Source organism: Streptomyces sp. JH002 (assembly GCF_050916115.1).
Classification (GTDB): domain Bacteria; phylum Actinomycetota; class Actinomycetes; order Streptomycetales; family Streptomycetaceae; genus Streptomyces; species Streptomyces xiamenensis.
This window is the reverse complement of the sequence record NZ_CP087989.1, coordinates 2,823,313-2,849,317: the sequence shown is the minus strand read 5'-3', so window position 1 is coordinate 2,849,317 and position 26,005 is coordinate 2,823,313. Positions and strand designations below refer to the sequence as shown.

22 protein-coding genes are annotated in these 26,005 nt (G+C 71.0%); 7 read left to right on the top strand and 15 right to left on the bottom strand.

Features of this window, described 5'->3' with window-relative positions; all coding sequences use genetic code 11:
- Positions 1 to 43: 43 nt before the first annotated feature.
- The 3 genes from H7827_RS12865 to H7827_RS12855 form a co-directional block, all read right to left on the bottom strand.
- The gene (locus H7827_RS12865; protein ID WP_432745125.1) at positions 44 to 1,636 is read right to left on the bottom strand and encodes an alpha/beta hydrolase; all 1,593 of its coding nucleotides are present in this window, start codon (positions 1,634 to 1,636) and stop codon (positions 44 to 46) included.
- Entirely contained in the window at positions 1,636 to 2,049 is a 414-nt protein-coding gene (locus H7827_RS12860) for a hypothetical protein (protein WP_432745122.1), read from the bottom strand. Before H7827_RS12860 ends, H7827_RS12865 begins: the two co-directional genes overlap by 1 nt.
- Before the next feature lie 217 nt (positions 2,050 to 2,266).
- On the bottom strand, positions 2,267 to 4,225 hold the full coding sequence (locus H7827_RS12855) for a BTAD domain-containing putative transcriptional regulator (protein ID WP_432745120.1): 1,959 nt from the start codon (positions 4,223 to 4,225) through the stop codon (positions 2,267 to 2,269).
- Positions 4,226 to 4,805: 580 nt separating this feature from the next.
- Here H7827_RS12855 and H7827_RS12850 point away from each other — a divergent pair.
- Complete coding sequence (locus H7827_RS12850; protein WP_432745118.1) at positions 4,806 to 5,486, top strand: sigma-70 family RNA polymerase sigma factor; 681 nt, start codon at positions 4,806 to 4,808, stop codon at positions 5,484 to 5,486.
- Between the two features lie 60 nt (positions 5,487 to 5,546).
- Here the strand turns inward: H7827_RS12850 and fabI are convergent, their stop codons facing one another.
- From fabI to H7827_RS12800, 10 genes are all read right to left on the bottom strand, one after another.
- Positions 5,547 to 6,314: an enoyl-ACP reductase FabI gene (gene fabI, locus H7827_RS12845; protein WP_432745116.1), complete on the bottom strand. Its 768-nt coding sequence runs from the start codon at positions 6,312 to 6,314 to the stop codon at positions 5,547 to 5,549.
- Positions 6,315 to 6,333: 19 nt separating this feature from the next.
- The gene (fabG, locus tag H7827_RS12840) at positions 6,334 to 7,038 is read right to left on the bottom strand and encodes a 3-oxoacyl-ACP reductase FabG (protein ID WP_432745114.1); all 705 of its coding nucleotides are present in this window, start codon (positions 7,036 to 7,038) and stop codon (positions 6,334 to 6,336) included.
- Positions 7,039 to 7,077: 39 nt separating this feature from the next.
- Positions 7,078 to 7,866: a GNAT family N-acetyltransferase gene (locus tag H7827_RS12835; RefSeq protein WP_432745112.1), complete on the bottom strand. Its 789-nt coding sequence runs from the start codon at positions 7,864 to 7,866 to the stop codon at positions 7,078 to 7,080.
- Between the two features lie 84 nt (positions 7,867 to 7,950).
- Positions 7,951 to 8,706, bottom strand: a complete 756-nt coding sequence (locus H7827_RS12830) for an SDR family NAD(P)-dependent oxidoreductase (protein WP_432745110.1) — start codon at positions 8,704 to 8,706, stop codon at positions 7,951 to 7,953.
- 32 nt (positions 8,707 to 8,738) lie between these two features.
- The gene (locus H7827_RS12825; protein WP_262833447.1) at positions 8,739 to 9,206 is read right to left on the bottom strand and encodes a MaoC/PaaZ C-terminal domain-containing protein; all 468 of its coding nucleotides are present in this window, start codon (positions 9,204 to 9,206) and stop codon (positions 8,739 to 8,741) included.
- A 101-nt stretch (positions 9,207 to 9,307) separates the two neighbouring features.
- The gene (locus H7827_RS12820; RefSeq protein ID WP_432745106.1) at positions 9,308 to 10,546 is read right to left on the bottom strand and encodes an aminotransferase class I/II-fold pyridoxal phosphate-dependent enzyme; all 1,239 of its coding nucleotides are present in this window, start codon (positions 10,544 to 10,546) and stop codon (positions 9,308 to 9,310) included.
- Positions 10,547 to 10,642: 96 nt separating this feature from the next.
- Complete coding sequence (locus tag H7827_RS12815) at positions 10,643 to 10,882, bottom strand: acyl carrier protein (RefSeq protein ID WP_030729854.1); 240 nt, start codon at positions 10,880 to 10,882, stop codon at positions 10,643 to 10,645.
- Positions 10,883 to 10,951: 69 nt separating this feature from the next.
- On the bottom strand, positions 10,952 to 12,208 hold the full coding sequence (gene fabF / locus H7827_RS12810) for a beta-ketoacyl-ACP synthase II (protein WP_432745103.1): 1,257 nt from the start codon (positions 12,206 to 12,208) through the stop codon (positions 10,952 to 10,954).
- Positions 12,205 to 13,902 carry a thiamine pyrophosphate-binding protein gene (locus H7827_RS12805; protein ID WP_432745101.1) on the bottom strand — a complete coding sequence of 566 codons (1,698 nt, stop codon included), beginning with the start codon at positions 13,900 to 13,902 and terminating at the stop codon, positions 12,205 to 12,207. The genes fabF and H7827_RS12805 overlap by 4 nt, the downstream gene beginning before the upstream one ends.
- Entirely contained in the window at positions 13,899 to 16,550 is a 2,652-nt protein-coding gene (locus H7827_RS12800; RefSeq protein WP_432745099.1) for an aldehyde dehydrogenase family protein, read from the bottom strand. Before H7827_RS12800 ends, H7827_RS12805 begins: the two co-directional genes overlap by 4 nt.
- A gap of 497 nt (positions 16,551 to 17,047) precedes the next feature.
- On the opposite strand from H7827_RS12800, the gene H7827_RS12795 reads away from it, so the two are divergent.
- Genes H7827_RS12795 through H7827_RS12780 form a run of 4 tightly spaced genes read left to right on the top strand, consistent with a single transcriptional unit; the run spans position 17,048 to position 22,575 of the window.
- Positions 17,048 to 18,226, top strand: coding sequence for an agmatinase family protein (locus H7827_RS12795; protein WP_432745096.1), 1,179 nt, complete (start codon positions 17,048 to 17,050; stop codon positions 18,224 to 18,226).
- Positions 18,223 to 19,413, top strand: coding sequence for an agmatinase (speB, locus tag H7827_RS12790; protein ID WP_386534946.1), 1,191 nt, complete (start codon positions 18,223 to 18,225; stop codon positions 19,411 to 19,413). The genes H7827_RS12795 and speB overlap by 4 nt, the downstream gene beginning before the upstream one ends.
- Positions 19,414 to 19,417: 4 nt before the next feature.
- On the top strand, positions 19,418 to 21,376 hold the full coding sequence (locus H7827_RS12785; protein WP_432745093.1) for a primary-amine oxidase: 1,959 nt from the start codon (positions 19,418 to 19,420) through the stop codon (positions 21,374 to 21,376).
- 8 nt (positions 21,377 to 21,384) lie between these two features.
- Complete coding sequence (locus tag H7827_RS12780) at positions 21,385 to 22,575, top strand: MFS transporter (protein ID WP_432745091.1); 1,191 nt, start codon at positions 21,385 to 21,387, stop codon at positions 22,573 to 22,575.
- 18 nt (positions 22,576 to 22,593) lie between these two features.
- Here the strand turns inward: H7827_RS12780 and H7827_RS12775 are convergent, their stop codons facing one another.
- A complete protein-coding gene (locus H7827_RS12775) occupies positions 22,594 to 23,613 on the bottom strand; it encodes a PQQ-dependent sugar dehydrogenase (RefSeq protein WP_432745089.1) in 1,020 nt (339 codons plus the stop codon).
- A gap of 5 nt (positions 23,614 to 23,618) precedes the next feature.
- Positions 23,619 to 23,927, bottom strand: a complete 309-nt coding sequence (locus tag H7827_RS12770; RefSeq protein WP_030729828.1) for a hypothetical protein — start codon at positions 23,925 to 23,927, stop codon at positions 23,619 to 23,621.
- Between the two features lie 152 nt (positions 23,928 to 24,079).
- On the opposite strand from H7827_RS12770, the gene H7827_RS12765 reads away from it, so the two are divergent.
- Both H7827_RS12765 and H7827_RS12760 read left to right on the top strand, forming a co-directional pair.
- Positions 24,080 to 25,063 (top strand): NlpC/P60 family protein, encoded by a 984-nt coding sequence (locus H7827_RS12765; protein ID WP_030729826.1) that lies wholly within the window; start codon positions 24,080 to 24,082, stop codon positions 25,061 to 25,063.
- Positions 25,064 to 25,233: 170 nt separating this feature from the next.
- A complete protein-coding gene (locus H7827_RS12760; protein ID WP_386534957.1) occupies positions 25,234 to 25,974 on the top strand; it encodes a phosphatase PAP2 family protein in 741 nt (246 codons plus the stop codon).
- Positions 25,975 to 26,005 lie beyond the last annotated feature (31 nt).

The window sequence follows — 26,005 nt, the reverse complement described above, 5'->3', positions numbered from 1 at the left end:
GCCATAGTCGCAACCAGAATGCGCGCAGCGCACTTCATCTGCCTCACCGGCCGGCATCTCCAGTTACGGGCTTGTCCCCGGCGACGATACGGCCGATGTTCCTCAAGCTTTCGCTTCCCTCGTCCCAGTAGCCGCTGTGGCCCGATGTGTCGACGTACATCTCCTGCGCTCCGAAGTAGCTCTTGTGGGGGCCGACGCCCAGTGTCTGTTCGCTGAGGTGGCGGGGGATGGGGTCGTCATCCGCCGTGCCGACCCACAGGTGTTCCGGGTCGATGTGAAGGTCTCGTGCCTTGCTCACCGACATGCCGGGACTTCCGACGACGATGACGTCATCGGCCCCCAGCCCTTCGCCGCCCTTGTCGGCGGCACCCACCATCGTGGAGCCGTAGCTGTGTCCCATCACAGTGAGATGGTTGTTCCCGGTCGTGTGGGCCGCGTCGAGCCCAGCGGTGAATTCTCGCAGGTCAGCTGCACCTGCATCGGCGCGACCTGTCGTGGCCACGCCGCTGGGAATCTCAGGTGCGTCATACCCGAGCCAGGAGACCACGGCCACTTCTTCATCGGTGAATTCCTGCGCTGCCGTCTGCATCCGGTCGATCCGTGCGATCTGGCCGCCTGCCGAGGTCATGTCCGTGCCCGTGCCCGGGACCAGGATCGCCGTGTGGGCCGCCGTGTCCGGGTTGCCCTGGGCGAGGACGTACTGGCCGTCGTGGGAGGTGTCGAAGCCCAGCAGGTAGAGCTGCTTGTCGCCCTCCGCGCCCGCCGCCAGGTCGAGTTGTTCGCGAAGGTGGGTCAGGCCCGCGTAGGCCATGCCGTCGTGGATGCCGTGGGTGTGCTCTCTCGCCGCGTACTCCTCCAGCAGGGCGTCCAATGCCCGCCGGTTGGCGATGTCCCGGTCGGCGGTCGGGAGGCCGTCCAAGGCGCCGACCTCGGCCGGGAAGTAGAGCAGGTACGCCTCGCGCTGGCTCTGGCTCATGCCGTTCCACCAGCGGGCGTTGGCGTCGGGGGTCCCGTCCTCGGGGATGTCCTCCACGTTCGCGCCGATGTCGAGCCGTGCGCCCATCCGCGCCGCCAGTTCCAGGGCAGCCTCGCGCCCGTACTCCTTGTCGAAGGTGAACCAGTCGACATCCCGGAGTACCCCGGCGGCCGCAGCCGCGGCGCTCGTGGCGTCCGCGACCGCCTGTTCGATCTGCCGCCGGTACTCGCCCAGACCGGCGTTCGCCGCCTGGGAAAGCCGCTCGTAGTCCGGGTCGTTGCGCATCTCGGGGTCCAGCTCGCGGGGTTCGACCCAGCCGTCCTCGCGGACCGTGAAGCCGTCGGCCTCCGCGCCCTCGACCGCGCTGCGCAGCTTCACCTGGGCGATCTGCATTGTGCGGTTGGCCCGGCGCAGCGCGGTCGCCATGAGGGTCATGTTGATCGCGGCGGTGTGCAGGATGCTCTGGGCCACCTCCATGGAGCGCAGCCCGCTGGTCGCCGCCTGGCCGGTCCAGTCGGCGGCGATCAGCGGGGCCGAGACCCGCTGGTACGACTCCTCCTGGGCCTCCAGCAGCGCCTCGGCCATGCGGGTCCACGCGGTGGCGACCTCCGCGAGGGCGCTGAAGTCCTGGGTCATCAGTTCGCGGAACTTCTCGGGCATCAGACCGTGCCCCACTTGCGGAACTGGCGGCCGATTTCCATGTCGGTCTCGGACATGCCGTACGAGAGCATGTCGAGCCCGTCGGCGTGGCCGATGAGCCGGTCGGAGGTCTCACACAGCTTGTCGCCCCACTTGTCCGCCGTGATGGTCAGCCGCGGGCCGAGGTCCCACCCCTGGAGGGACTCCCCGGCCGCGTGGGCCTTGGCGATGGCGTCGTCGATGACGGGCCGCAGGTCGCTCTCCACATCGCGGGACGCGCTCGACGCCGAGCGCAGGACGTCCAGCGGGACGCTCAGGTCGGTGCGTCCCGGGGCGGAGCCGCCGTTGCCCGCCTCGTCGGAGTTCAGACGGGTGCGCGTCATGTCCTCGCGGGCGGTCTGCTTCGCCGCCGCCCATTCTTCTTCCCATGTCATCGTGACCGGTGACCTCCCCCGTACGGTCCGTGCCGGAGGCCACGATACGGCCATCGGTCGGCCGGCGGTCGGGGTCCGGGCGCACCACCGGCGCGGGGCGCCGGGACGGGGGGTCCGTGCGACGGCGGCGCGCTCGGGCCGTGACCTGGGGGCGAGGGTGCGGCGGAGGGAGACGAAGGTCTTCCCGCGGGGACGTATCGCGAGGCCATCCCCCGCCTCACCTGCTGGTGCCCAGGCGTCCGTTCGCCGGAGGGAACTGCCGCGTGAGCCGGGCTCGTGCCGCGCGGCGGTCGACAGCGCTGTCATGACGGCGAGCCAGCTCCGAGGCGTAGGCGCGGTTGAGACCGGTCAGGACGTACCGGTCGGGGCGCTGCACGCCGAGGAGATGCTGGCGGGTCAGCTCCTCCAGCAGGGGCCGCACCGTCGAGGTCGTCACTCCCGCGAGGCTCGCGGCCGCCGGCGCGGATATCCAGGCCGTGTCGGAAAGGGAGAGCAGGCGGAACAGGCGCGCCGCGTCCGCGCTCAGGACCCGGTAGGACCACGAGAGGACCGTCCGCAGGTCGGTGTTGGCATCGGCCCCGGTGAACAGGTCCAGGCTTCCGCCGGCCCGGCGCAGCTCGTCCGCTATGTGGGGCAGCGCGTGGTTCGGGCGGGTCTGTGCGACCGTGGCGACGATGGCCAGCGCCAGGGGCAGCCGCCCGCAGAGGTCGATGATGTCCCGCACCGCTTCGGGATGGGCCTCGATCTGATCCGCGCCGAGGCGTTGGGCCATGGCCTGACGTGCCTCTTCCGGGGAGAAGACGCCCAGGGTCATCGGACGGACGTCGTGCGTGACGATCAGGCCGGGCAACTGGGCACGGCTGGTCACCAGAGCCATGGAACCGCGGGTGCTCGGCAGCAGCGGCCGGACCTGGCCTTCGTCGAGTCCGTTGTCCAGGACGACCAGCACACGGCGGCGGGCCAGCAGGCTGCGGAACATGGCGATCTTCGCGTCGAGGCCCGCCGGGACGCGGGCCTGCGGCACGTCGAACGCACCCAGGAAGTCGTCCAGGGCATCGGCCGGGTTCAAAGGCCGGTCGGACTGGTCGTAGCCGCGCAGATTGACGAAGAGCTGTCCGTCGGGGAAGGTGTCGGCGGCCCGGTGGGCCCAGTGGACGGCGAGGGCGGTCTTTCCACTGCCGGCCGCCCCGTCGATCTGTACCGCCCGGGTGGTCGTTCCGGCCTGCTCCTCGTCGACCGACTTCCGCAGCCGGGCCAGTTGGGCCGACCTTCCGACGAACGTGGACAGGTCGGCGGGGAGTTGTGCGGGCCGCGACAGGACGTCGTGCGTTTCGCGCCGGGGTATGCGCTCACCCTGGGGCCGGCTCCCGTCACGGGTCGGCCCGCGTGGAGCCGGATGCTCCAGCCGGATGTCGTGGTTCAGGATCGCCTGGTGCGTGCCGCGCAGTTCGGGACCCGGGTCGACGCCGAGTTCCTCACCGAGCCGTCGGCGTACTTCGTCGAAGCGCTGCAGGGCGTCGGCGGGACGTCCGGACAGGTAGAGGGACCGGAGTAAGAGGTTCCAGGTCCTCTCCCGCAGGGGATGGCGAGCCGTCAGGTCCTCGGCCACCAGCACGGCCTGTTCGAACTCCCCCTCGTTCAGCAGCGCTTCCGTGCGCAGCTCCACCGCTTGCAGGCGCAGTTCCGTCAATCGGGCCGACTCGCGCATCGCGAATCTGTGATGCTCGACGTCCGCGAGCGCCGTGCCCCGCCACAGGGCCAGCGCACGGTCGATCTCCGACCGGGCCTGCGCGGCCCGGCCGTCCGCCAGCAGCTGCCGGGCACTCACGACCAATCGCTCGAAGCGCGCGGTGTCGCGGACTTCTTCGGGCAGCAACAGGGCATAGCCCGTGGACTCCCGGGCGAGGACCTCGTGGCCCGCTCGGCGCGAGCGTGAGGGTTCGAGGACGTCGCGTAGTCTGCTCACATGCGAATACAGGGTCGTGACCGCGCTGGGTGGCGGTCTCCCCTGCCAGACATCCTCGCACAGCACATCGACGGGAACGGAGCGGCTGTTCTCCAGAAGCAGCCGGATCAGCAGGACGCGCCGCAGGTGTGGCCCGAGGTTGAGATCCTGCCCTTTGCGGCCGATGGCCAGCGGGCCGAGCATGGAGACCCGTATGTCGATTTCTACCACCAGGCGGCTTTCCAATCCCCCCCGCTGAGGATGTCCCGTCCGCCGTTGAACTGGGGGGGACGGTTGTTGATCATGCTAGACCGTCGCCGTGCGGTTCCCGCTTGACGCGTTGAGCGTGTCGAGTGTGAACGCCGGGGGGTGTGCCGGCTGTTCCCTCCGGTGGCGTCGTTCGGCACGCCACTCGCCCTGCGCACCCTGCGCAAGCATTTGGCAAGTGTGCGGCAAACGGTTCGCAAGTCACGGGTGAGATGGTCAAAGCACTGCCCTCGCCGGTTCTCAGCGCCCGAAAACTGAAAACCGGCCCCGTTGCCGGCCGTACACGCATACCGTCATGCCTTCGGCCGGCCGTGACGAACCGTCGCTCATTCACCCATGGGGCGACGGGACAGCGCCTTGTCCGCATTCAAAGATCCCGACATGTTCCGGACGTCCGGGACGGTGAAATCCGCCGACGGCCGGGGCCTCTCATGTGCAGCGCACGGAATCACTCGTTCCGCTTGGCGCAGAAATCCTTTTCTGCGCCAAGTCCGAGAAGTGGCCAGGGACATCCGACGGTAGCGACATCTCAAGGGAGCTCTTCGTGGCGACGCGCCCCCCAGCACAGGCACAGAGGTCTTCTGACGTTCACCGCCAGGCCGGCAGCCTTTTCATCAAGAGATCACGCGATGTCCCAAGGGGTTCTGAGATCGCCGAGCGGGATCAGGATTCCGATCCGGAAGGGGCCGCCGAGTTGTCGGCCGAACAATGGATCATTCACCGGGCCGAGATCGTGCACTATGTCAGGCATCTGCTGGACGGCGACATCCACGCCGCCGAGGACGTGGCCCAGGAGACGGCCATCCGGTTATGGCTGCATCCCGAGGTGCTCAAGTCCGGGCGGTCGCTGAGGCCGTGGCTGCGGACCGTGGCCCGGAACATTGTGGTCGATCGGCACCGTCGGGTGCGGGCCAGGCCGACCGAGGTGAATCTGGCCACCGAACTGGACGTGGAGGGGCCGCAGGCCACCGCCAGCAACGTTCTGGATGGTCACCGTGCGTTCGAGACCATCGAATCGGAGACGGTCGTCGCCGACATGTTGTCGTGTCTTTCACCGAAGCACCGTGCCGCTGTCCTGGCGGTCTATGTGCAGGGCCACCACGTGAATGATGTGGCGACCATGCTGGGCATTCCACCCGGCACCGTCAAATCCCGATGCCATAAGGCGATACGACAGCTCCAGCAGGTCTTCCGTGTCGAGGCGAAGTCGCCCATGGCGGCGTAGGGACACCGTCCAGAAGGCCGGATTCCTCTGCCGGGCAGAGGAATCCGGCCTCATGGAGCGCTACGCGCCGACGGCGTGAAAGCCGCCGTCCACCCACACCATGGACCCCGTCGTGGCGGGCAGCCAGTCGGACAGCAATGTGCACACGGACCTGCCCACGGGTTCGGGGTCATCGACCTTCCACCCGAGCGGGGCCCGGGAGTCCCACTGCGCCTCGATGTCCCCGGATCCGGGGATGGACCGAGCGGCCATGGTCCGGACCGGGCCCGCGGCGACCAGGTTCACCCGGATCCCGCGGGGGCCCAGTTCCTTGGCGAGGTAGCGGGTGACGGACTCCAGACCCGCTTTGGCGACCCCCATCCAGTTGTAATCGGGCCAGGCCTGGCGTGCGTCGAAGTCCATGCCGACCACCGAGGCCCGTTCGCTCAGCAGCGGAAGCACGGCGCGCGTCAGCGACATGAACGAATAGGCGGAGACCTGGACCGTGGTGGCGACGTCCTCCCACGGTGCCTCCAGGAAGGGGTTGCCGAGGCAGGAGGGCGGAGCGAACCCGATCGAGTGCACCACCCCGTCAAGGCCGGACACATGCTCGGACACCTTGCCGGACAAGGCGTCCAGGTGCTCGGAGTTGGTGACATCCAGTTCGATCACCGGAGCCGGCGCGGGCAGCCGCCTGGCGACCCGTTCGACCAGGCTGAGCCGGCCGAACCCGGTGAGCACCACGTCGGCACCCTGCTCCTGCGCGACGCGCGCGACGTGGAACGCGAGTGAGGCGTCCGTGAGTACCCCGGTGATCAGCAGTCGTTTGCCGTCGAGCAGTCCCGTCACGATCTCTCCCTTTGCTGACTCAGTGGCCCATTCCGAGGCCGCCGTCGACCGGCAGCACCGCGCCGGTGATGTAGGCCGCCGCCCCGGAGGCGAGGAACGTCGCGGCCGCGGCGATCTCCGTGGTGTCCGCGCCGCGGCCCAGAGGGACCTGGCTCAGGATGTCCCGCTTGCGTTCGTCCGGCAGGACCGCGGTCATGTCCGTGGTCACGAACCCGGGGCTGATCACGTTCGCGGTGATGTTGCGGCTGCCGAGTTCGCGGGCGAGTGACCGGGCGAAGCCGACCAGGCCGGCCTTGCTCGCCGCGTAGTTCGCCTGACCCGCGCCGCCGGAAAGGCCCACCTCCGAAGAAATGAAGACCAGTCGGCCCCAGCGTTCGCGGAGCATGCCGCGGGTGGCGCGCTTGGCGACGCGAAATGATCCGGTCAGATTCGCGTCCAGGACGCGGCTGAATTGTTCCTCGCTCATCCTCAGCAGCAAGGAGTCGTCGTTGATACCGGCATTGGACACCAGGATCTCGACCGGACCGTGCGCCTCCTCGATCTCGGTGAACGCCGCGTCGACCTGTCCGGAGTCGGTCACGTCGCAGGTGACGCCCAGCAATCCGTCCGGTACACGCGCGCCGCGGTGGGTCACCGCGACGCTGTCCCCCTGTTCGGCGAATCTTCGCGCGATCGCCAGACCGATGCCGCGGTTGCCGCCTGTCACCAATACCGACCGTGCCACGTTCGATTCCTCCATTCCCCCGACGTGTTGGGGTGACTTTCACCGAGGCACCTCGGACGCGTAACAGGTGCCGTGGAACGCGTGCCGGTAGCCGAGTTTTCCGTACCACTTCTCCGTCGCGGTTCCCGCTTCCACCTGAAGAAACAGGAAGCCGGCGCCGGTGTCGAAGGCAAGGCCGGAACATTCGTTCAGCAGCGCACGGCCCACGCCCCGGCGTCGCGCGTCGGCCACCGTGCCGACCGCGTACACCCCCGCGTGTGAGCCGGCCACCAGCAAAACGGCGACACCGACGGCCCTGCCGCCGGACCGGGCGATCAGATAGAACTTCTCGTACTCCGGCCCGGTGATCTCGAAGCTGCGCCGTAGCGCCTGGATATGGCTCTCCTCCAGCGGCCCGTACAGATCCACGGCGTCATCGCTGGAGTATGCCGAGGAGAACGCGGAAAGGAATTCTTCCCGTGTGTCCCCGGTGACGCTCCGCACCTCGATACCGGGTGTGATCCCGGTGTCCCGCGGACTCGCCTCACGAAGCATCCAGGAGTCGCACGCGTGCGGGGAGAAGCCGGCCGGACCGTCTTTCCCCACCGGCGAGAGAGGTGTCGTGTACAGGGCAGGCAGCCGATCCCGATCGCGCAACGCGTCGCTGGGGGAACCGAGGGCGGACCACGCGAAATCGGCGTCGGGACAGAAGAAGTTGTAGTAGGGGTCCGCGATGAGATCGCTCAGCATCAGCTCCCCGTGCGCCATCGGATGCCGTTCGGAGCAGAATGTGCTCAGCAGGAAGGTGTGGTGCAGTCCGAGCAGCGTACGGATCTCGGAATTCTTCATCCGATCCTCCCTGGATTGTCGTGCGCATGGTGTACATGGCTGACCTGACCGCCGTTCGGGGAGCGCGGGGTGGACGGGGCGCGCTCACTCGGGGTCGGACATCTTGATCCACTCACCGCCGTCGGCGACGACGGCCTCCCCGGTGATGAAGCTGGCCTTCCGCGAGGCCAGGAACGCGATCACCTCAGCGATCTCGGCGGGCTCGGCGACCCGGCCCAGGAAGTTGCCGTCCCTGGGGCCCTCGGGCCGGCCGATCTGCTCGAAGTACGCGATGGCCGGCGGGGTCCTGACCCACCCCGGCAGCACCGCGTTGACCCGGATGCCGAACTCGGCGAGATCGGCCGCCGCGTGCTTGGTGAACGCGACCAGACCCGCCTTCGACACTCCGTAGGGCGCCGTCTGGGGCGTCGCCTGGATCGCGCTGATGGACCCCACGTGCACCACGGCCCCCCGGGTCCGCCGCAGCGCGGGGACCGCGGCGACGGTCGTCGCGATCGGTCCGATCAGGTTCGTGCCCAGTACGTGATCCCACGCGGCGGCCGGCAACTCCGCCACGGGGCCGGGCTCGCCGACCCCACCGTGCGCGGTCACCAGTACGTCGAGCCGCCCGAACGCGGACACCACCTCGGCCACCGCCGCCGCGGCCGCCTCCCACGTGGACAGGTCCGCGCGGACGGCACGCACGCCGGGGAGTTCACGGGCCGCGTGGTCCAGGCGCCGCTGGTCGCGCCCGCACACCGCGACGCGGTGCCCGTGCTCGCTCAGCACACGGGCCGTGGCCAGACCGATCCCGCTGGTTCCGCCGGTGACCAGGGCCACCGGGGCGTCCGACGATTCCATGAAGTCCTCCTGACTCCCCGCCCGGGGAGCGGTCAGGTGCGCAGCGCGCACAGATAGGTCTGGACGGCCCGGCACACCACCGGCCCGTCGAGCAGCTCGATCTCGACCCCGAGGACGAGCTCGTACCAGTCGCGGACCCGGGGCCGCGCGCCGGTGAGCCGGAAGCGGCCGCGGACCCCCTCGCCAGTGGGGACGGGTGCGCGGAACCGCACGCCGTCGAGACGGTGGTTCACCGTGCGGACCGCGTCGGTGACGGTGAACGCCTCCGTGGACATGACCGGGATCAGCGACAGCAGCAGATGTCCGTGGACGATCGTGCCCCCGGCGGCACGGGCCCGCCCGGGGTCGACGTGGATCCACTGGTCGTCCCCGGTGACCCGGGCGAACGCGTCCACCCGCTCCTGGTCGATCCGGTGGTCCGCGCTGGTGCCCAGCACACGGCCCACGTGATCGGGCAGTTCCGCGGTCGTGAACGCCCGGGGAGGGCCGGCCCCGTTCACGCGGCCACCATGGTGACGGCCCCCGGGCGCGCCCACCGGTGGCGCGGCGCCCCCGAGGCCCCCGACGGCGTCACGCGCTGCGCGGTCCCGTTCCGTGGACGTCACAGGCCCAGGCGGCGGCGGTAGCTCGCGAGGGTGTGCAGGAAGCCGTCGACCTGCTCCTCGGTGTGGCCGGCGTGCGGGATCAGGCGCAGCAGCGCCTGATTGCGGGGGACCGCCGGGTAGCAGAAGACCGGCACGAGATAGCCGTCCTTGACGAACCACTCCCGCATCGTCATCGCGGCGTCGTCGTCGCCGATCGGCACCGAGAGCATGTAGGAGGCGGCCGGGGTGGTCGGCATGCCCATCTCGTGCATGCCGGCGCGCAGCCGGTCGGCCCGTGCCAGGTAGTCGTCGACGATCGACGGGTCGTTCGCCAGCGCCTCGATGGTGCGCCCCGCGACGTGGGCGGTGGGTGGCTGCATGGCCGCGGTGAACATCGAGGTGCCGGAGAGCACTTCGAAGGCGTCGATGGCGTGGGCCGGGCCGGCCAGGGCGCCGCCTTCCAGACCGACGGCCTTGGACAGCGAGACCATGACGAAGTCGGCCCGCTCCCGGATCGCCGCGTACTCCGCGGCGAACGGCCGGTGGGAGGGCCCGTACAGCATGAAGCCGTTCGCGTCGTCGACCATGCTGATCGCGCCGTGCCGGTCGCACTCGTCGAGCAGGTCGATGACCGGTGCCATCGATCCGTCGGCCGAGTAGACGCTCTCGATGATCACCACGACCTTCCGCGACCGTACGCGGCCCAGGACGCGGGCCAGGTCGGCGACGTCGTTGTGCCGGAACGCGTGGACGGAGCGCCCGTACTCAAGGCCCTCGACGGCTTTCCACAGGCTCCAGTGGGAGTCCCGGTCGAGGACGAAGACGGTGTCGCGGTTGTGCACCTGGAGCGCGTCGTCGAACCGGGCGGAGTGGCTCATGGCATGCACGAAGCCGATGTTGGCCAGCAGCCCGGTCGCGAAGGTGAGGGCCCGCTCCTTGCCGGTCTGGCGGGCGATGGACTCCTCCAGCACCTGGTGCGGGCGGCAGACCCCCTGGGTCATCCGGGAGCCGCCGGTGGTCAGGCCGTAGGTGTGGGCCGCGTCGGTGAACTCGCGGGTCAGCGAGAGACGCTGCTCCAGGTCGAGGAAGTTGATGCTCGCGAAGTTCACCAGCTCGCGGCCGTCGCGGACGATCGTGGGCCCGACGACGCCGTCGATCACCGGCGGCCGGGTGACCATCTCGTGGCCGTTCGCGTCGACGAACTCCGCGAAGGACCACGGGGCGAGACGGTCGGTGGGGGGCGAGGTACTGGTCATGGTGTGCTGTCTCCTGAGGGCGGGGCGGGAGGGGAGAAAGTACGGCGGCCGGAGGTCCGGCCGGGTTACCGGCCGGACCTCCCGCACCCCCTGACGTCAGCTCTGGTGGGCCGCGATGTAGCGGACCGCGTCATCGACCGTGCCGGCCATCTCGTCGTCCGGGATCTTGACCCCGAACTTGTCCTCGGCCTGGACCACGATCTCCAGCAACGACAGCGAGTCGATGTCCAGGTCGTCCACGAAGGACTTCTCCAAGGTCACGTCAGCCGCCACCACATCGGCGATCTCCTCGATGATTTCGCGGAGATCGGCCAGGATTTCCTCGTTCGTCGCCACCTGCTGTGTCCTTTCCTGAGTTGCCTGATGCGCATTGCGGTCACGGACGGGTCGCCCCGTGCGCCGATGTCACCGCGCGCCGGGATCCGTACGGACGACGAGGGCCGCGTTGTGCCCGCCGAAGCCGAAGGAGTTGCTGAGGGCCACCCGCATGCCGGCGTGGGTCTGCGCCTCGTGCGGCACGAAGTTGATCCGCGGGTCGATCGGACGGTGGCAGTTCACCGTGGGGGGCACGGTCCCGGTGCGCAGGACCTGGATCGCGGTGACCAGCTCCACCGCCCCGGCCGCCCCGATCATGTGCCCGGTCATCGACTTGGTGGAGCTGACCGGGATGCGGGTGACCCGCTCGCCGAGCACTTCGCGCAGGACCGCCGTCTCGACGGCGTCGTTCAGCACGGTCCCGGTGCCGTGGGCGTTGACGTAGTCCACCTCGCCCGGCGCCACCCCGGCGTCGCGCAGCGCGGCCTCGACCGCCACGCGCGCGCCCCGGCCCTGCGGGTGCGGCGCGGTCCAGTGGTGGGCGTCGGAACTCGCCCCGTAGCCGATGAGTTCGGCGAGGACCGTCGCGCCCCGGGCGGCGGCGGTCTCGGCCGCCTCCAGCACGAGGACCGCGGCGCCCTCGCTCATGACGAACCCGTCGCGGTCGGCGTCGAACGGACGGCAGGCCGCGGCCGGGTCGTCGTTGCGCGTCGAGAGGGCGCGGGCGTTGCCGCTGCCGGCGAGGTCGATCCTGGTGACGCAGGCGTCGGCGCCGCCGGCCACGACCGTGTCGGCGTCCCCGGCGCGGATCATCCGCAGCGCGGCGCCCACCGCGTCCGAGCCGCTGGCGCACGCCGTGCTCTGGGCCCGGCTGGGGCCCTGCGCGCCCAGACGCATGCTGATCTCGCCGACGGCACCGTCGATGGCGGTGGTGATCGGGGTGAACGGGCTGATCGCCGCCGCGCCCTTGTCGCGCAGGGTGTTCACGGAACGGGCGAAGGAGGCGACCGGGCCGTAGCCGCTGCCGATGACGACGGCGACCCGCGGGGCCAGCTCCTCGTCGACGACGAGCTTGGCGTGCTCGCTCGCCTCCAGCGCCGCCGCCAGGGCGTACTGGGCGTAGGGGTCGGTGCGCCGCCGGACCGGCGAGGGCATGTGGCGGGCCGCGTCGAAGCCGCGGACCTGACCACCGATGCGCACCCCCAGTCCGGTGAGGTCGATGCCCTCCAGGGTGTCGATGCCGCTGCGGCCGGCGAGCATCGCGTCCCAGGTGGCGCCGGCGGTGTGGCCCAGCGGGGTCACCGCGCCGTAGCCGGTGACGACGACCTTGCGTGGCGTGTCGCTCACTGCGGGATCACCTCCGCGTCGCGGATGGGCGGGGGGATGTCGTCGGGATCGACCGGCACCATGAGGACGGCCGTGCCGCCCTGCGCGCAGACCTCCCGCGCGGTGCGCAGTTCGTCGGTCAGCGCCTCCTTGTCGCGCAGCACCCGGTGGTGGATGCCCGCCTCGTCGAACGCGGGCGGCGGCGTGCCGGGCCGGGCGAAGGCGTAGCGTTCGCCGTCGAGGCCCAGGCGGGCGCGCTGGGCGTCCAGCCATCCGTAACCGCCGTTGCACAGCACCACGTAGAGGACGCCGCCGTGGGAGCCGGCCGTCGCCGCGATGTCACCGCGCGCCGCGACGAAGGCGCCGTCCCCGATGAACGCCGTCACCTCGTGGTGCGGGGCGGCGCGCCTGACCCCGATCGCCGCGGCCGCGCCGAAGCCCAGCGGGGTCTGCTCGGAGGGCACGATCGAGCCGCCGCCGGAGTGGAAGGGGTAGCAGTAGGACCACATGTCCTGCAGGCCGTTCTCGGCAACCAGCACCCGGGGTTCGCTCGACGTGGCGTCCAGCGCGGCCAGCAGTTCGGCGATGCGTACCCCCGGCAGCTCCGCCGCCCGGGCGCGCTCGTCGTCGGCCTCGGCGGCCATGGCCTTGCGGGCGACGGCGATCTCGCGCGCCCACGGCTCGGTGTGCCCCCGGAGCCCTTCCGCGTGGGCGTCGCTCAGCGCCCGCGACCAGGCGAGCACGGCGCGCCGCGCGTCGCCGAGCACGCGCGGGCCCGGGAACTCGGCGGACAGGCCGGCCGGGTCGATGTTGACCTGGAGGACGGGCACCGGCGGCCAGGGCGTCCCGCCCTCGGTGACGGTCTCCTCCAGCCGGCCGGCCAGGGAGATCACCAGGTCGCAGCCGGCGAACAGTTCACGGGCGGGCGCCGAGGCGTAGAGACCGGCCACCCCGCAGAACAGCGGATGGCGCTCGTCGACGGTGCCCCGGCCGGACGCGGTGGTGAACAGGGCCGCGTCCAGGCGTCCGGCGAAACCCTCGATCGCCCCGTCCGCGTTGAGGTGGCGCATCCCGCCCCCGACCAGGACCACCGGGCGGCGGCTCGCGAGGACCGCCGCCGTCGTCGGGCCGCCGGTGAGAGGGAAGGACTCGTCCTCCAACGGCTCGGGCATGCGCGGCCACGGGCCCGTCCGCACGATCTCCGCCGTGCGGACGTCGTCGGCGATCTCCAGGTAGACCGGGCCCGGCGGCGGCCCGGAGGTCAGGGCGAGCGCCTTCGCGGCGGCGGGCACGACGCGGTCGGGATGGGCCACCCGGTGGGCCCACCGGACCAGTGGCGCCACCGCGGCGACCTGGTCCAGCTCCTGGAATCCGCCGCTGCCCCGGCCGCGCTCCGGGGTGCCCGCGGCGAGCAGCAGGACCGGTGCCCCGGACTCGCGCGCCTCCAGCAGCCCGGTCGCGGCGTGCGTGACCGCCGGGCCCTTGCCCAGCGCGCACACTCCGGGCCGGCCGGACTGGAGCGCGTAACCGGCCGCCATGTACACCGCGTTGCGCTGGTCGCGGCACGGCACGACGTCCACGCCCGCGGCGTCGAGCGCGCGCAGCAACTCCATGTCGTCGCCCGGCAGCCCGAAGCAGGTGTCCACGCCGGACCGTACGAGCAGGTCGACGACGGCCGGCCAGGCGCCGTCGTAACGCGCCCCGTCCCCGGTCACGACCGGCCCGCCGTGACCGGACCGACGGAGGGCAGGTACTCGGCCGCCGACTTGGACATCAGCAGCGGCTCGGAGCGCCGCCGCCCGCCGACGGAGAGGTAGTTCGCCATCATTCCGAGCCCTCCGAACGGCCTGTTGCCGTTCTCGGCGTCCAGCAGCGTCTGGTCGACACAGACGCGGTGCCGCCTGGAGAGCACCTCGACCGTCTCCGGGTCGTTTCCGTACACCATGGCGCCCAGCGCGCGCTCGCCGACGTACGGGCTCGACAGCCGCTCGCGCAGCCGCTCCCCGTCGGGATAGGCGACGATGTTGAACACCGGCGCGAACATCTCGTCGAGGGGCATCTTGTCGTCGAAGTCCCATGCCAGAACGGTCGGTTCGACCCGCCGTGTCCGAAGGTCGATTCCGCCGCCGTGCCGGATGTGGTCCGCGTACCGCAGGAGGTACTCCGAGCACTGGCTGAGGGCCGCGTCGTAGTACATCGGCCCGTAGTCGCAGTCGGGGTCGGAGTTGGCTCCGTAGCGCAGCGAGGAGAGCTTCGCCGAGAGCAGGTCGATGAACTCGCGCGAGCGTTCCTGCGGTACGAAGACGACGTCGGGGCCGTAGCAGTCCTGCCCGGAGTTGTAGAGCCGGATGGCCGCGAGGTCGTGCACGGCGTGCTCGAAGTCGGCGTCGGGCGCGACGACGAACGGGTTGAGGCCCTGGCCGAAGAACAGGAACAGCTGGTCCGCGGTCAGCTCCTCGCGCACCGTCTCGGCGTTGGCGTAGCTGCCGGTGAACACGATGAGATCGGCCTCACGGACCGGCCCGGTGACGAACTTGCGCTGGGACAGGTCCGACAGCTCGATCGGCAGGCCGTGCACCGGGGCGAGCAGAGCGTGCAGCCGCCGCGCCTGGTTCGCGATCTGTGCGGACGGCCGGAAGGTGACGGTGTCGGTGTAGAGCGACGCCACCAGCAGATAGAGCGCGTAGGCGTACAGCGGGATGTTCGACGGCATGAACACCGCGGCGCGGGGCACCCGGCCGGGCCGGAAGTGGCGGATCTCCTCCTCGGCCCCGTCGAGGGTGGCCAGGAACGACTGCAACTCCGCGACGGCAGTGCGGTGCGGCGAGACCTCGGTGAGGATCTCCAGCACGGCGTCCTCGTTGTCGTGCGCCCAGCGGCGGACCGCGCGCAGCGCCTCCAGGCGCTCCGGGAAGGGGATGTGCTCCCCGGCGGGGCGGGACGCGGAGGTGTCGCCACCGGGTTGGCCGGCGGATGTGGACGGTAATGTCATGGCAAGGGACTCCAGTGCGGCGGGGTCGGGCTTTCCGGTGCTGTTCAGGGGGAAGTCACGGACCACGAGGACGTCGTCGGGCTGCTCGTAGCGGGCGAGCACCGCGCGGAACGCCCGCTTCCAGTACGCGCGTTGGCGACCCTGCGCGTCGGCCACCACGAAGACCAGGCGGACGCCACGGCGTTCGTCCTCCAGCGCGACGACCTGGGTCGGGGCCCCGGCAGCCTCGGCCAGCTCGGCGAGATGGTCGGGGTAGAGCGTGTGGCCGTCGCGGTGCACCGCGCGTTTGCGGCCGATCGGGACCACCCGCCCCTCGTCGTCGATCAGGCCGATGTCACCGGTGTGGTGCACGGGGCCGGGCACGGGGACGATCTCGCCGTCCGGGCCGAGGTGACCGGTCATCAGGCCCGCGCTGCGCACCACCAGTTCGCCGAGCCGGCCGGGCGGCAGTGGCCGGCCGGCCTCGTCATGGACCTCGACGATCACGCCGGGCAGCGGGGTCCCGCATCGGACGGGGTCGGACGGCGGGGCGAGGGCGATGTTGCCGACCTCGGTCGCCCCGTAGCCGTCCAGCAGGGGCCGGCCGGTGTCGGCCGCGAAGCGGGCGGCCAGCGACTGCCCGAGCGGGGCGCCCCCGACACACCACGCGCGGACCCCGCTCAGCGCGCCCCGCAGCGCCGGCCGGCTGCCGAACAGGTTGAGCAGGCTGTGATAGGTCGGCGGGGTGGCGTCGACGATCGAGAGCCCGTGGGCCGCGCCGGCCTCCAGCGCGCGGTCCAGGCGCGTCGTCGGCCCGTAGACCACCAGCGTGCCGCCGCCCAGCCACCAGCACAGCACCAGGGACAGGCCGTACTGATGGGAGTAGGGCAGGACCGGCAGCAGAACGTCGTCGGCGCGGTAGCCCATCCGCTCGGCGCTGAGGGTGAGGTTGTCCAGGATCGACCGTCCCGAGCGCACGATGCCCTTCGGCGCCCCGGTGGTGCCCGAGGACCACGAGATGACCGCGTCCGTCCTGCGTGACCAGGCCGTGAGATCCGGCACCTGCTCGTGCCGGCCGCGTGGCCCCGGGACGGCCCCGGGCGGCGCCGACGCACCCTCGATCTCCAGCACGACCCGGGCGCGTTCCCGGACCGAGGCGCGGTGCGCCGCCGTGGCGCGGTGGTCGCACAGCACCACCGAGGCGTCCAGGTGGGCCAGGGCCAGCAATGCCACGACCCATTCCGGCGAATTCGGACCGGACAGCATCACCCGCGACCCCGGCCCGATTCCCCGACGGGCCAGGGAATGCGCCTCGGAACGCACGCGAGTGATGATCTCGTCGGTTTCCCACGTGGTTCCATCAGGCACCAGTAATCGCCTGAAAAGAAACATCGGGCCCCTCCAGGGTGCCGGCGCATGGACATCGCCGAATAGGCGCGGAATTCTCGGTCAACTGTGGCGCTTTTCAGGGGTTTCCGCAGCGCGGAAGGCGCGAACTCCGGCTCACAACAAGGCGCGAACACCTCCTGGTACCGCACATCCGCCCTGTGTGCACGGGAGGTGCGACGGCGTGGAGGGTGTCGCATCCTCTACCGAGAACACGGCGCGGACCGCCGCGGTGGTTCATTCGCGGTGGAACCGAGCACCGCGAGAAAATGCGGCCGATCCGTGTGCGGAGCCCCGATGAACCGTGGACGGCCGCCGGTGCGTGTTCAGTACGTGACCCCATCTCATTCAGGCTTCGCGCACCCTTACCGGCAAGTATCCAAAGCGAGTTGGACGGAGCCGCAAAGCACCGGCCGCGAAACCGTGGCCGGCCGGCTGTCCATGCGCGCGAAACGAGGCTCCGGCATGTTCTGCCCCGGGGCCCAGCGGCGTTCGGCCCCGGCATGACAGAGCCGGGCGCGCCCGAATGGGGCGCCTCTATGCGGGCGGCCCGGCCGTACCTCGGCACGGGCACCGAGGACCACGGCGCGGTCGACCACTACAACCAGGACCGGCCGCCCGGGCCCATCTATGTGCAACGGGCCTACGAGTACGGCCGGTCGGGCGTGCAGAGCTACATGGGCCTCCCGCTCTGCCTGACCCCCGAGGACCTGGTGGCCGGCGAGATCGACATCGCCGCGTGCGGGGTGCCCTGGGACGCCACCGGCACCGGTCGCAGCGGGGCCCGGCGCGGGCCCGTCGCGCTGCGCACCAGCGGGATGAACTCCACCCAGGAGTTCGCCCTGCCCGACCTGCACACCCGGGTGGACCCCTTCAAAGTGCTGCGCTGCGCGGACTACGGCGACGCCCCGACCGCCTCGGGCAACACCCCGGAGACCTTCGAGGACATCCGCAAGTTCGTCACCACCATCCTTGAGGCCGGTGCCCGCCCGCTGGTGCTGGGTGGCGACCACGGCATCACCTGGCCCTGCCTGACCGCGGTGGCCGACCACCTCGGCCACGGCGAGGTCGGGGTCATCCACCTGGGCGCGCACACCGCCATGGAACCGGTCCAGGGCTGGCAGATGGGCGCCGCCCGCAGCGCGCTGCGCCGCGCCGTCGCCGCGGGCGTGATCCGTGCCGAGCACGTGATCCAGCTCGGCGCCCGCGGCTTCGACACCAGCGCGGGGCTGCGGTCCTGGCTGCACGACAACGGGGTACGCGTCCACCCGGCGGCAGCGGTCGATCAGCACGGCATCGACACCGTCATCGACCGGGTGATCGCCGGGGCCACCGCTCCCGGAGCACCCGCCCGCCACTACCTGTCGATCTCCATCGACGTGGCCGACCCGATGTACGCCCCCGGCACGAGCAGCCCCGAACCGGGCGGGCTGCGCAGCACCGCCCTGCTGCGCGCTGCCCGCCGCATCGGTGCCGAGGTCGATCTCGCCGGCGTCGAACTCGTCGAACTCAGCCCGCAGTACGACAACTCGGGCCAGATCACCACGCTGCTGGCCCACCGCACCCTGCACCACACCCTGACCGGAATGGCCATGCGACGTCTGGGCCTGACCCAGCGCGACTGGCTCCACCCCGACGCCCTCGACCACGGCCGCACCGACCGTCCCGGAGACCCCTCATGACCGGCACACACGACAGCCCCGACCACGCCGACCAGCACGCCCACGACCACCACCACGCGAGGTGGCCCGAAGGGTTCTGGTCGCAGCCGCCGCGACTGGGGGCGGGCCTCGAAGGACATGAGGCCGTCGACGACTACAACAAGGACCGCAAGCCCGGACCCATCCACGTCAACCGGCGCTACGAGGGCGGCTACTCGGGCATCCAGACCTTCGCCAAGCTCCCGGTCTGCCTGACCCCCGAGGACCTCGCCGCCGGCGAGATCGATGTCGCGGTCTGCGGCGTGCCGTGGGACTCGACCACCAGTGGTCGCAGCGGCACCAACCACGGCCCGATGGTGATCCGCTCGGCGGATCACCAGGCCGGCTACGGCCGGCCCCAACTGAGCCTGGAAACCGGCGTGGACGCGTTCGAGGTGCTCAACTGCTGCGACTACGGCGACGCGCCGATCAGCGTCGGGAACACCCCCGTCACCTTCGAGGGCATCCGCAAGTTCGTCGGCACCATCGTCGAATCCGGCGCGATTCCCCTCATCCTGGGCGGGGACCACGCGATCACCTGGCCCTGTGCCACGGCCGTCGCCGACCACTGGGGTTACGGCAAGGTCGGCATCGTCCACTTCGACGCCCACGCTGACACCGGCGCCGACGCCCCGCAGAGCCTGGCCAGCCACGCCACCCCCATGCGCAAGCTCATCGAGTCCGGAGCCGTGCCCGGCTCGAACTTCGTTCAGGTCGGCCTGCGCGGCTACTGGCCCGACCCGGAGACCCTGGACTGGATGAAGGAACAGCGGATGCGCACGCACTTCATGGCCGAGATCGAGCGCTTCGGGTTCGACCACGTCCTGCAGCGCGCCGTGGACGAGGCCCTCGACCAGGCCGACCACCTCTACCTCTCGCTGGACATCGACGTCGCCGACCCCGCCTACGCCCCGGGTACCGGCACACCGGAACCGGGCGGACTGACCAGCAACGAGATCCTGCGCGCGGTCCGCCGGCTGTCCTCCGAGGTCGGCATCGTCGGCATGGACATCGTCGAGGTCTCCCCGCCCTTCGACGACAAGAGCGAGATCACCTGCCTGCTGGCCAACCGCGCCGCCCGCGAAGCACTGACCGGGACCGCGATGCGCCGCCTGGGCATCACCGGCCCCGATCACCTGGCGCCCGCCGCCCCGAGCACGGAAGGGTGACCGCGTGAGCCCGCAGCATCCCCTCGACCCGCTGACCGCCGAGGAGATCACCCGGGTCGGCGAGATCGTCCGCGCACACCCCGTTTTCACCGACCGGACGCACTTCTCGTCCATCGCGCTGGCCGAGCCGGGCAAGCAGGTGCTCAAGGACCACGCCGGCGGCGGCGCGCTTCCCGACCGGGAGGCACAGGTCGTGCTCTACGACCGCGAGCACCGTCTGGTCCGCGAGGCGCGGGTGTCGCTGACCGGCGGCACGGTGGTCTCCACGGTGGACCGGATCGGGCAGCGCCCGCGCATGCAGAGCGCGGACTTCCAGGATGTCGTCGCCGCCATCAAGAAGGACCCCGAGTGGCTGGCCGCCATGAGCCGCCGCGGTCTGACCGACCCCGCCGTGATCGAGGTCCATCCGTGGCCGCCGGGTTACCACGACGAGCGCGACGACTACGCGCACCGCCGGGTGACCAAGGCGCTGACGTTCCTGCGTCCCACCCAGGACGACAATCCGTTCGCCCGCCCGCTGGAAGGGGTGGTCGTCACGGCCGATCTCGATACCGCCGAGGTCCTGCGGGTCGAGGATGTCGCCCGGGTACCGGTCGGCGAGGACGACGGGCGCCACGGCCCGCGGCAGGCCACCCGCGAAGGCGTACGCCGGCTGGACATCACCCAGCCCGACGGCCCCAGTTTTACCCTGGACGGTCATCTGCTGCGGTGGCAGAACTGGTCGATGCGGGTCGGCTTCAACGACCGTGAGGGACTGGTGCTCCACCAGATCGGCTACGACGACCGGGGCCGCCGGCGTTCGGTCATCCACCGCGCCTCGCTCTCGGAGATGTGGGTCCCCTACGGCGACCCCGCGCCCCTGCACCGCAACAAGGCGGTGTTCGACGAGGGCGAGGCGGGTCTGGGGAAGCTCGCGAACTCCCTGGTGCTGGGCTGCGACTGCCTCGGAGAGATCCGTTACCTCGACGGAGTCTGCGCCGACTGGGACGGCAGCCCCTCCGTCATCGAGAACGCGATCTGCATCCACGAGGAGGACACCGGCATCGCCTGGAAGCACACCGGGCACAGCGAGGGCTTCCAGGAGACCACCACCGATGTCCGCCGCGGCCGCCGCCTGGTCGTCTCCTCGTTCTCCACACTGGAGAACTACGACTACGGATTCTTCTGGTACTTCCACACCGACGGCAGCGTGGAGTTCGAGGTCAAGCTCACCGGCATCATCTCCACGGGCGGCGTGTCAGCCGGCCAGGTGCCCTCCTCGGGCACCGTGGTCGCGCCCGGGGTCTACGGGCCGCACCATCAGCACGCGTTCAACGTGCGGCTGGACATGGCCGTGGACGGCGACCTCAACTCCGTCGTGGAGTGCGACTCCCGGCCCGCCCCGCTCGGCCCGGACAATCCCCTCGGGAACGCCTGGACCGTGCACACCACCCACCTGGAGCGCGAACTGGGGGCCCAGCGCGTCGCCGACGCCTCGGTCGCGCGAACCTGGACGATCCAGAACGAGGGTGTGCGCAACGCCCACGGCCAGCCGGTCGGCTACCAGTTGATCCCCCAGTCCGGGGTGCTGCCGCTGCTGCACCCCGACAGCCCCATGCTCGGCCGGGCCCGGTTCGCGACCAAGCACCTGTGGGTGACGCCCTACCGGGAGGGGGAGCTGTTCGCCGCCGGGGACTACCCGTTCCAGAGCCCGCCGGGTGAAGGGCTGCCCCGCTACACCGCCGGCGACGAGAACGTCCGCGACACCGACATCGTGGTCTGGCACACCTTCATCGCCCACCATGTCGTCCGGCCCGAGGACTGGCCCGTCATGCCGGTGACGACGGCCTCGGTGCACCTGCGGCCGGCCGGGTTCTTCGACCGGAACCCGGCGCTCGACCTGCCGCTGCCCCGCGACACCACCAGCGGATGCCACCCCACCCCGGACGCCGGAACCGGCGCGGACCCGGTCTGCCATCCATGAACCCGTCCGTGACCTCGCGCCTGGTGATCCTGTCCGTGGGCGCGTTCGTGCTCGCCATCGACGGGTTCGTGCTGCCCGGTCTGCTGCCCGAGGTGGCCGCGGATCTCTCGGTGAGCGTGGCGGCGGCGGGACAGCTGATGACCGCGTTCGGCGTCGCCTACGCCGTCGGCTCGCCGATCATCGCGACCCTCACCGGGCAGCTGGACCGCCGCCTCGTCATCTGTACGGGCATGGTGGTGTTCCTGCTCGGCATGGTGCTCCAAGCCGCCGGGCCCACCTACGGCGTCGTCATGACCGGGCAGATCGTCGCCGCGCTCGGCGCCGCCGCCTTCCAGGCCAACGCCTTCGCCGTCGCCGGAGTCCTCGCGCCGCCCGGCCGCCGCTCCCGGGCCTTCGCCATGATCGCCGCGGGCGCCGGCCTGGCCGCCGTCCTCGGCATGCCCATCGGGCTTTTGATCGGCCAGCTGTGGGGGTGGCGCGGAACGTTGTGGACCATCGCCGCGATGGCCGCGGTCGCGGCGGTGCTGGCCGGCCTGTTCGTGCCGTCGGTGACCTTGCCGGCCACCACGATGCGCGCCCGGCTCGCGGTGCTGGTGAATCCGCGCATCCTGGCGCTGCTCGTGGTCAGCGCGCTGCTGATCGCGCCGCAGTACCTCCTCGGCTCGTACGTCTCGGCGGTGGTGGGCATCAGCTCGCCCGGCGACGGCACGGCCATCATGATCGCCCTGCTGCTCTACGGAGCCGGGGTCTTCGCCGGCACCCGGGTGATCGGCCGGTTCGCCGACCGCTTCACGGCGGTCGCGGTGATCGTCGCCGGTCTCGGCGTCGTCGCCCTGAACTCCCTGCTCCTCGCCGCGGTACAGCACTGGTTCCTGCCCACCCTGGCCGTCCTGTTCATCCTGGGCATGACGGCCCTGTCCCTGGTCATCCCCCAGCAGAACCGGGTCTTCGTCGCGGGCGGCGACGTCGCCGTGATCGCCCTGAGCCTCAGCGGGGCGATGAACCACATCGGCGCCGCGATGGGCGCCGGAATCGGCGGTGCCGTCCTCGCCGGCGCCGGCCCGCTGTGGCTCGCCCCCAGCGCGGCGCTACTCGCTCTCGGCGTCATCGCGGTGGTCCTCATCACCGCTCCCGAATCCTCCGCCGCCCGGCGCACCCACCCGGGGCGGGGCCGGTCCCGCGACGCCCGGGTGACGTGAACCCCCCGGTGCCTTCCGTCAGGTGACGGTCAGGCGCAGCACGCTGGTCTCGGTGAGCAGGTAGAGGTCCTCGCCGTCCGGGGTGGGGAGGATGGCGTGCAGGGCGCCCAGGTCGTTGGTGAGGAAGGGCTCGGGGGTGGCGTTGGGGAGGGGGTAGCGCCACAGGGTGCCGGTTTCGGTGGTCATCCACAGGGAGCCGGCGATCTGGGTGAGGTCGGTGGGGTTCTCCGTGGCCGGGACCGTGGTGTCGGCCGGGGGGAGGGGGTTCTCGGGGGTGATGGGCAGCACGTCGGTGGTGGTGCCGTTGCCGGGGTCGATCGTCCACAGCTGGCCCATCAGGTCCCAGGCCAGGCCGCGCAGGTCGGTGTGGCCGGTGGAGATGGCGGCGGTGGCCGCGGGGCGGGCGGGGTCGATGCGCAGGATCTCGCCGGCCGGTCCGGTGCTGGTGTACAGCATGCCGTCCGGGCCGAAGGCCATCAGGCCCGCGCCGCGCGGCAGGTCGCGGGCGGCGGCGGAGCCGCTGGGGCGCAGGGTGCCCGCCTCGTAGGTGTAGCGGGAGATGCGGTTGTTCTCGGCGCCCTCGTAGGCGATGTAGACGGACTCCTCCCACGTGGCGATGTCGACGATGGTCGTCTCGTCCGCGGTGGTCTCTATCTCGCCGGCCTGTGTCACGGTGCCGCTGACCGGGTTCAGGTGGTAGACGGTGCCGCCCGTGTCCGGTGTCAGCAGCAGGGAGCCGTCCGGGAGGGGGGCGGCGTGGCGCAGGCCCTCGGGGAGGTCCTCGGCGATCGTCTCCGCTATCGCCACCGAGCCGTGGGGCGGGGCTATGACGACCGGGGGATCCTCCGGCTGTTCCCCGCCGGGCCCGCCGTCCGGGCCTTCGCCGGGGGCCCCGTCGTCCGGTGGCGGCTCCTGGGGCGCGGGCTGGGCCCGTGCGACCTGTTCGGCCCGGTTCTGGGCCGGGCCGCCGGCGCAGGCCGTGGTCAGGGCGGCCAGGGCGAGAGCCAGGGCCGCCGCCACGGCCGGCGCACGGAGCATCGCGGCTAGACCGCCATGCCGTAGATGATGGTGAACAGGGTGCCGAGGGATCCGATGATGAACACCCCGGTCAGTCCGGCCACGATCAGGCCCTTGCCCTGTTCGGCGCTGAAGGAGTCCCGCATGGCGGTGGATCCGATCCGCTGCTTGGCCGCCCCCCAGATCGCGATGCCCAGGCAGATCAGGATGGCGAGCGCCATGATGACCTGGACCATCGTCCGTGCCTCATCACCGACCGTGGCGAACGGGCCCCAGTCCGGGGCGATTCCGCCGATGAGTTCAGTGATGTCCTCTGAGTCCGCCGCAAGGAACATCCGGGTTCACCGCCCAACTGGCTCTGTGCTGTTCGATACTCGCTCTCCGCTTGCGATTGTGCCACGCCACACTGACCGAAGTACGTTCCATGGCGGTTGTGTTCGGGGAAACGCCGGGCAGACTGGGGGGAGATCGAGGGGAGCGGTGGGAGATGCGCAAGGTCGCGCTGGTCGGCGGGCTGGGGCTGGGGGGCCTGGCGTTGTTCGTGGCGCTGCTGGTGGTCGGGGTGTACAGCGCCGCTGCCGGGATCGTCGGGGGCGCGGGCAAGAACGGCGGGAAGCTCGCCAAGAACGCTGTGCCGGCCGCGTACGAGGATCTGGTGCAGGAGTGGGGGAACCTGTGCGACGAACTGTCGCCCGCGCTGCTCGCCGCCCAGCTCAACCAGGAAAGTGGCTGGAATCCGAGCGCCCAGTCCCACGCGGCGGCGCAGGGGATAGCGCAGTTCATCCCGGGCACCTGGGCGGTGCACGGCATCGACGCCAACGGTGACGGGGTCGCCGATGTGTGGGACCCCGAGGACGCCATCCCGTCGGCCGCCACCTACAACTGCTCGCTGGCCTCCTACGTGCGCGATGTGCCCGGCGATCCGGTCGAGAACATGCTCGCCGCCTACAACGCCGGCCCGTACGCGGTGATCCAGTACGGCGGCGTGCCCCCGTACACGGAGACGCAGAACTACGTGCGGATCATCCGCGCCGCCGAGGAGAGCTTCGCGGCGCCGCCGGAGGACCAGCGGCGGCTCGCGCCGTCCGAGCTGGCGGCCGGGGCGGTGCACTTCGCGCAGGAGCAGCTCGGCACCCCCTATCTGTGGGGCGGCAACGGCACCCCGGAGCACGACGGGCGGTTCGACTGCTCGGGGCTGACGAAGGCGGCCTACGAGGCGGTGGGGATCGAGCTGCCGCGGGTGGCCAACGACCAGTGGGCCAGCGGCCCGCATCCGGAACGCGACGAGCTGTTGCCGGGTGACCTGGTGTTCTTCGCCAACGACCTGACGGACTCGCGCAGCATCCACCATGTGGGGATCTATGTGGGCGGCGGCTACATGATCGACGCCCCGTACACTGGCGCCGAGATCCGCTTCGACCCCATCGATTCGGCCGATTATTTCGGCGCGACGCGGCCCACGGCCGGGTAGTAGTCTTACGGTCGCGCTCCGTCACACCACGGGCGTCTCTCTTCGGTAACGCTGTGGTGCTCTTTCGGGGACATCGGAACTCCAGGCGCGGAACATGCCGTTTCCTGGACGGGTACGCGGGCTCTCCCCTCCACCCCCACGACGACATCATGAAGGGGCCGTAACGGCACATGGCTGGACTCGACAACCCCGACATCGATGTCGATCTTCTCTACAAGATCAACGGCTATGCCGACAGCCTGCCCGGCTGGGTATCCGACGCCGTGACCTTCCTGGTGGAGTACGGCTTCGCCATCGGCCTGGTGCTCGCGGTGCTGGGCACCTGGTTCCTGGTGCGCTCCAGGGCCGGCTCCGCGCAGGCGGTGGCCGGGGTCTCCTGGGCGCTGGGCGCGGCCGGGGTCTCCTGGCTGATCAACCAGCCGATCAGCAGTTTCGTGGCGCGGCCGAGGCCGTTCATCGACCATCCGGACCTGCATGTGCTGGTCGAGGGCAAGACGGGCTGGTCGTTCGTCAGTGACCACTCCGCCGGCGCCATGGCGATCGCCGTGGGGCTGCTGCTGGTACACCGCAAGATCGGGATCGCGGCGATCGTGCTGGCCTTCGTCCAGGGCTTCGGCCGGGTCTTCACCGCCGTCCACTACCCCACCGATGTGCTGGCCGGTTTCGCGCTGGCCACGGCGGTGGCGCTGCTGCTGTCGCCGCTGGCGCTGTACGCGCTGACCCCGCTGGTGCGGGTGCTGGCCGGTACCAGGCTGCTCGGCTGGATCGCGGTCGGCGAGGACGTACGACCGGACCGGGAGCGGGAACAGGGGAGCTCCGACGGTGCCGACGGTTCCGGTGGCGAGCAGGGCGGGGACGACGGGGGTGGCAGGCACCGGGCGCGGGCCCGGCGCGGGGTGACCGCCGCCTAGCCGGGGCCTTTGCGTCCGCTGCCGAAGGTTT

Bases quoted from the DNA above. Each gene is read 5' to 3' on its own strand.
- H7827_RS12765 (WP_030729826.1), top strand. From the start codon at position 24,080: ATGCGCAAGGTCGCGCTGGTCGGCGGGCTGGGGCTGGGGGGCCTGGCG.
- H7827_RS12835 (WP_432745112.1), bottom strand. From the start codon at position 7,866: ATGAAGAATTCCGAGATCCGTACGCTGCTCGGACTGCACCACACCTTC.
- H7827_RS12860 (WP_432745122.1), bottom strand. From the start codon at position 2,049: ATGACATGGGAAGAAGAATGGGCGGCGGCGAAGCAGACCGCCCGCGAG.
- H7827_RS12800 (WP_432745099.1), bottom strand. From the start codon at position 16,550: ATGTTTCTTTTCAGGCGATTACTGGTGCCTGATGGAACCACGTGGGAA.
- H7827_RS12760 (WP_386534957.1), top strand. From the start codon at position 25,234: ATGGCTGGACTCGACAACCCCGACATCGATGTCGATCTTCTCTACAAG.
- H7827_RS12865 (WP_432745125.1), bottom strand. From the start codon at position 1,636: ATGCCCGAGAAGTTCCGCGAACTGATGACCCAGGACTTCAGCGCCCTC.
- H7827_RS12820 (WP_432745106.1), bottom strand. From the start codon at position 10,546: ATGACCAGTACCTCGCCCCCCACCGACCGTCTCGCCCCGTGGTCCTTC.
- H7827_RS12795 (WP_432745096.1), top strand. From the start codon at position 17,048: ATGACAGAGCCGGGCGCGCCCGAATGGGGCGCCTCTATGCGGGCGGCC.
- H7827_RS12775 (WP_432745089.1), bottom strand. From the start codon at position 23,613: ATGCTCCGTGCGCCGGCCGTGGCGGCGGCCCTGGCTCTCGCCCTGGCC.
- H7827_RS12770 (WP_030729828.1), bottom strand. From the start codon at position 23,927: ATGTTCCTTGCGGCGGACTCAGAGGACATCACTGAACTCATCGGCGGA.
- H7827_RS12830 (WP_432745110.1), bottom strand. From the start codon at position 8,706: ATGGAATCGTCGGACGCCCCGGTGGCCCTGGTCACCGGCGGAACCAGC.
- speB (WP_386534946.1), top strand. From the start codon at position 18,223: ATGACCGGCACACACGACAGCCCCGACCACGCCGACCAGCACGCCCAC.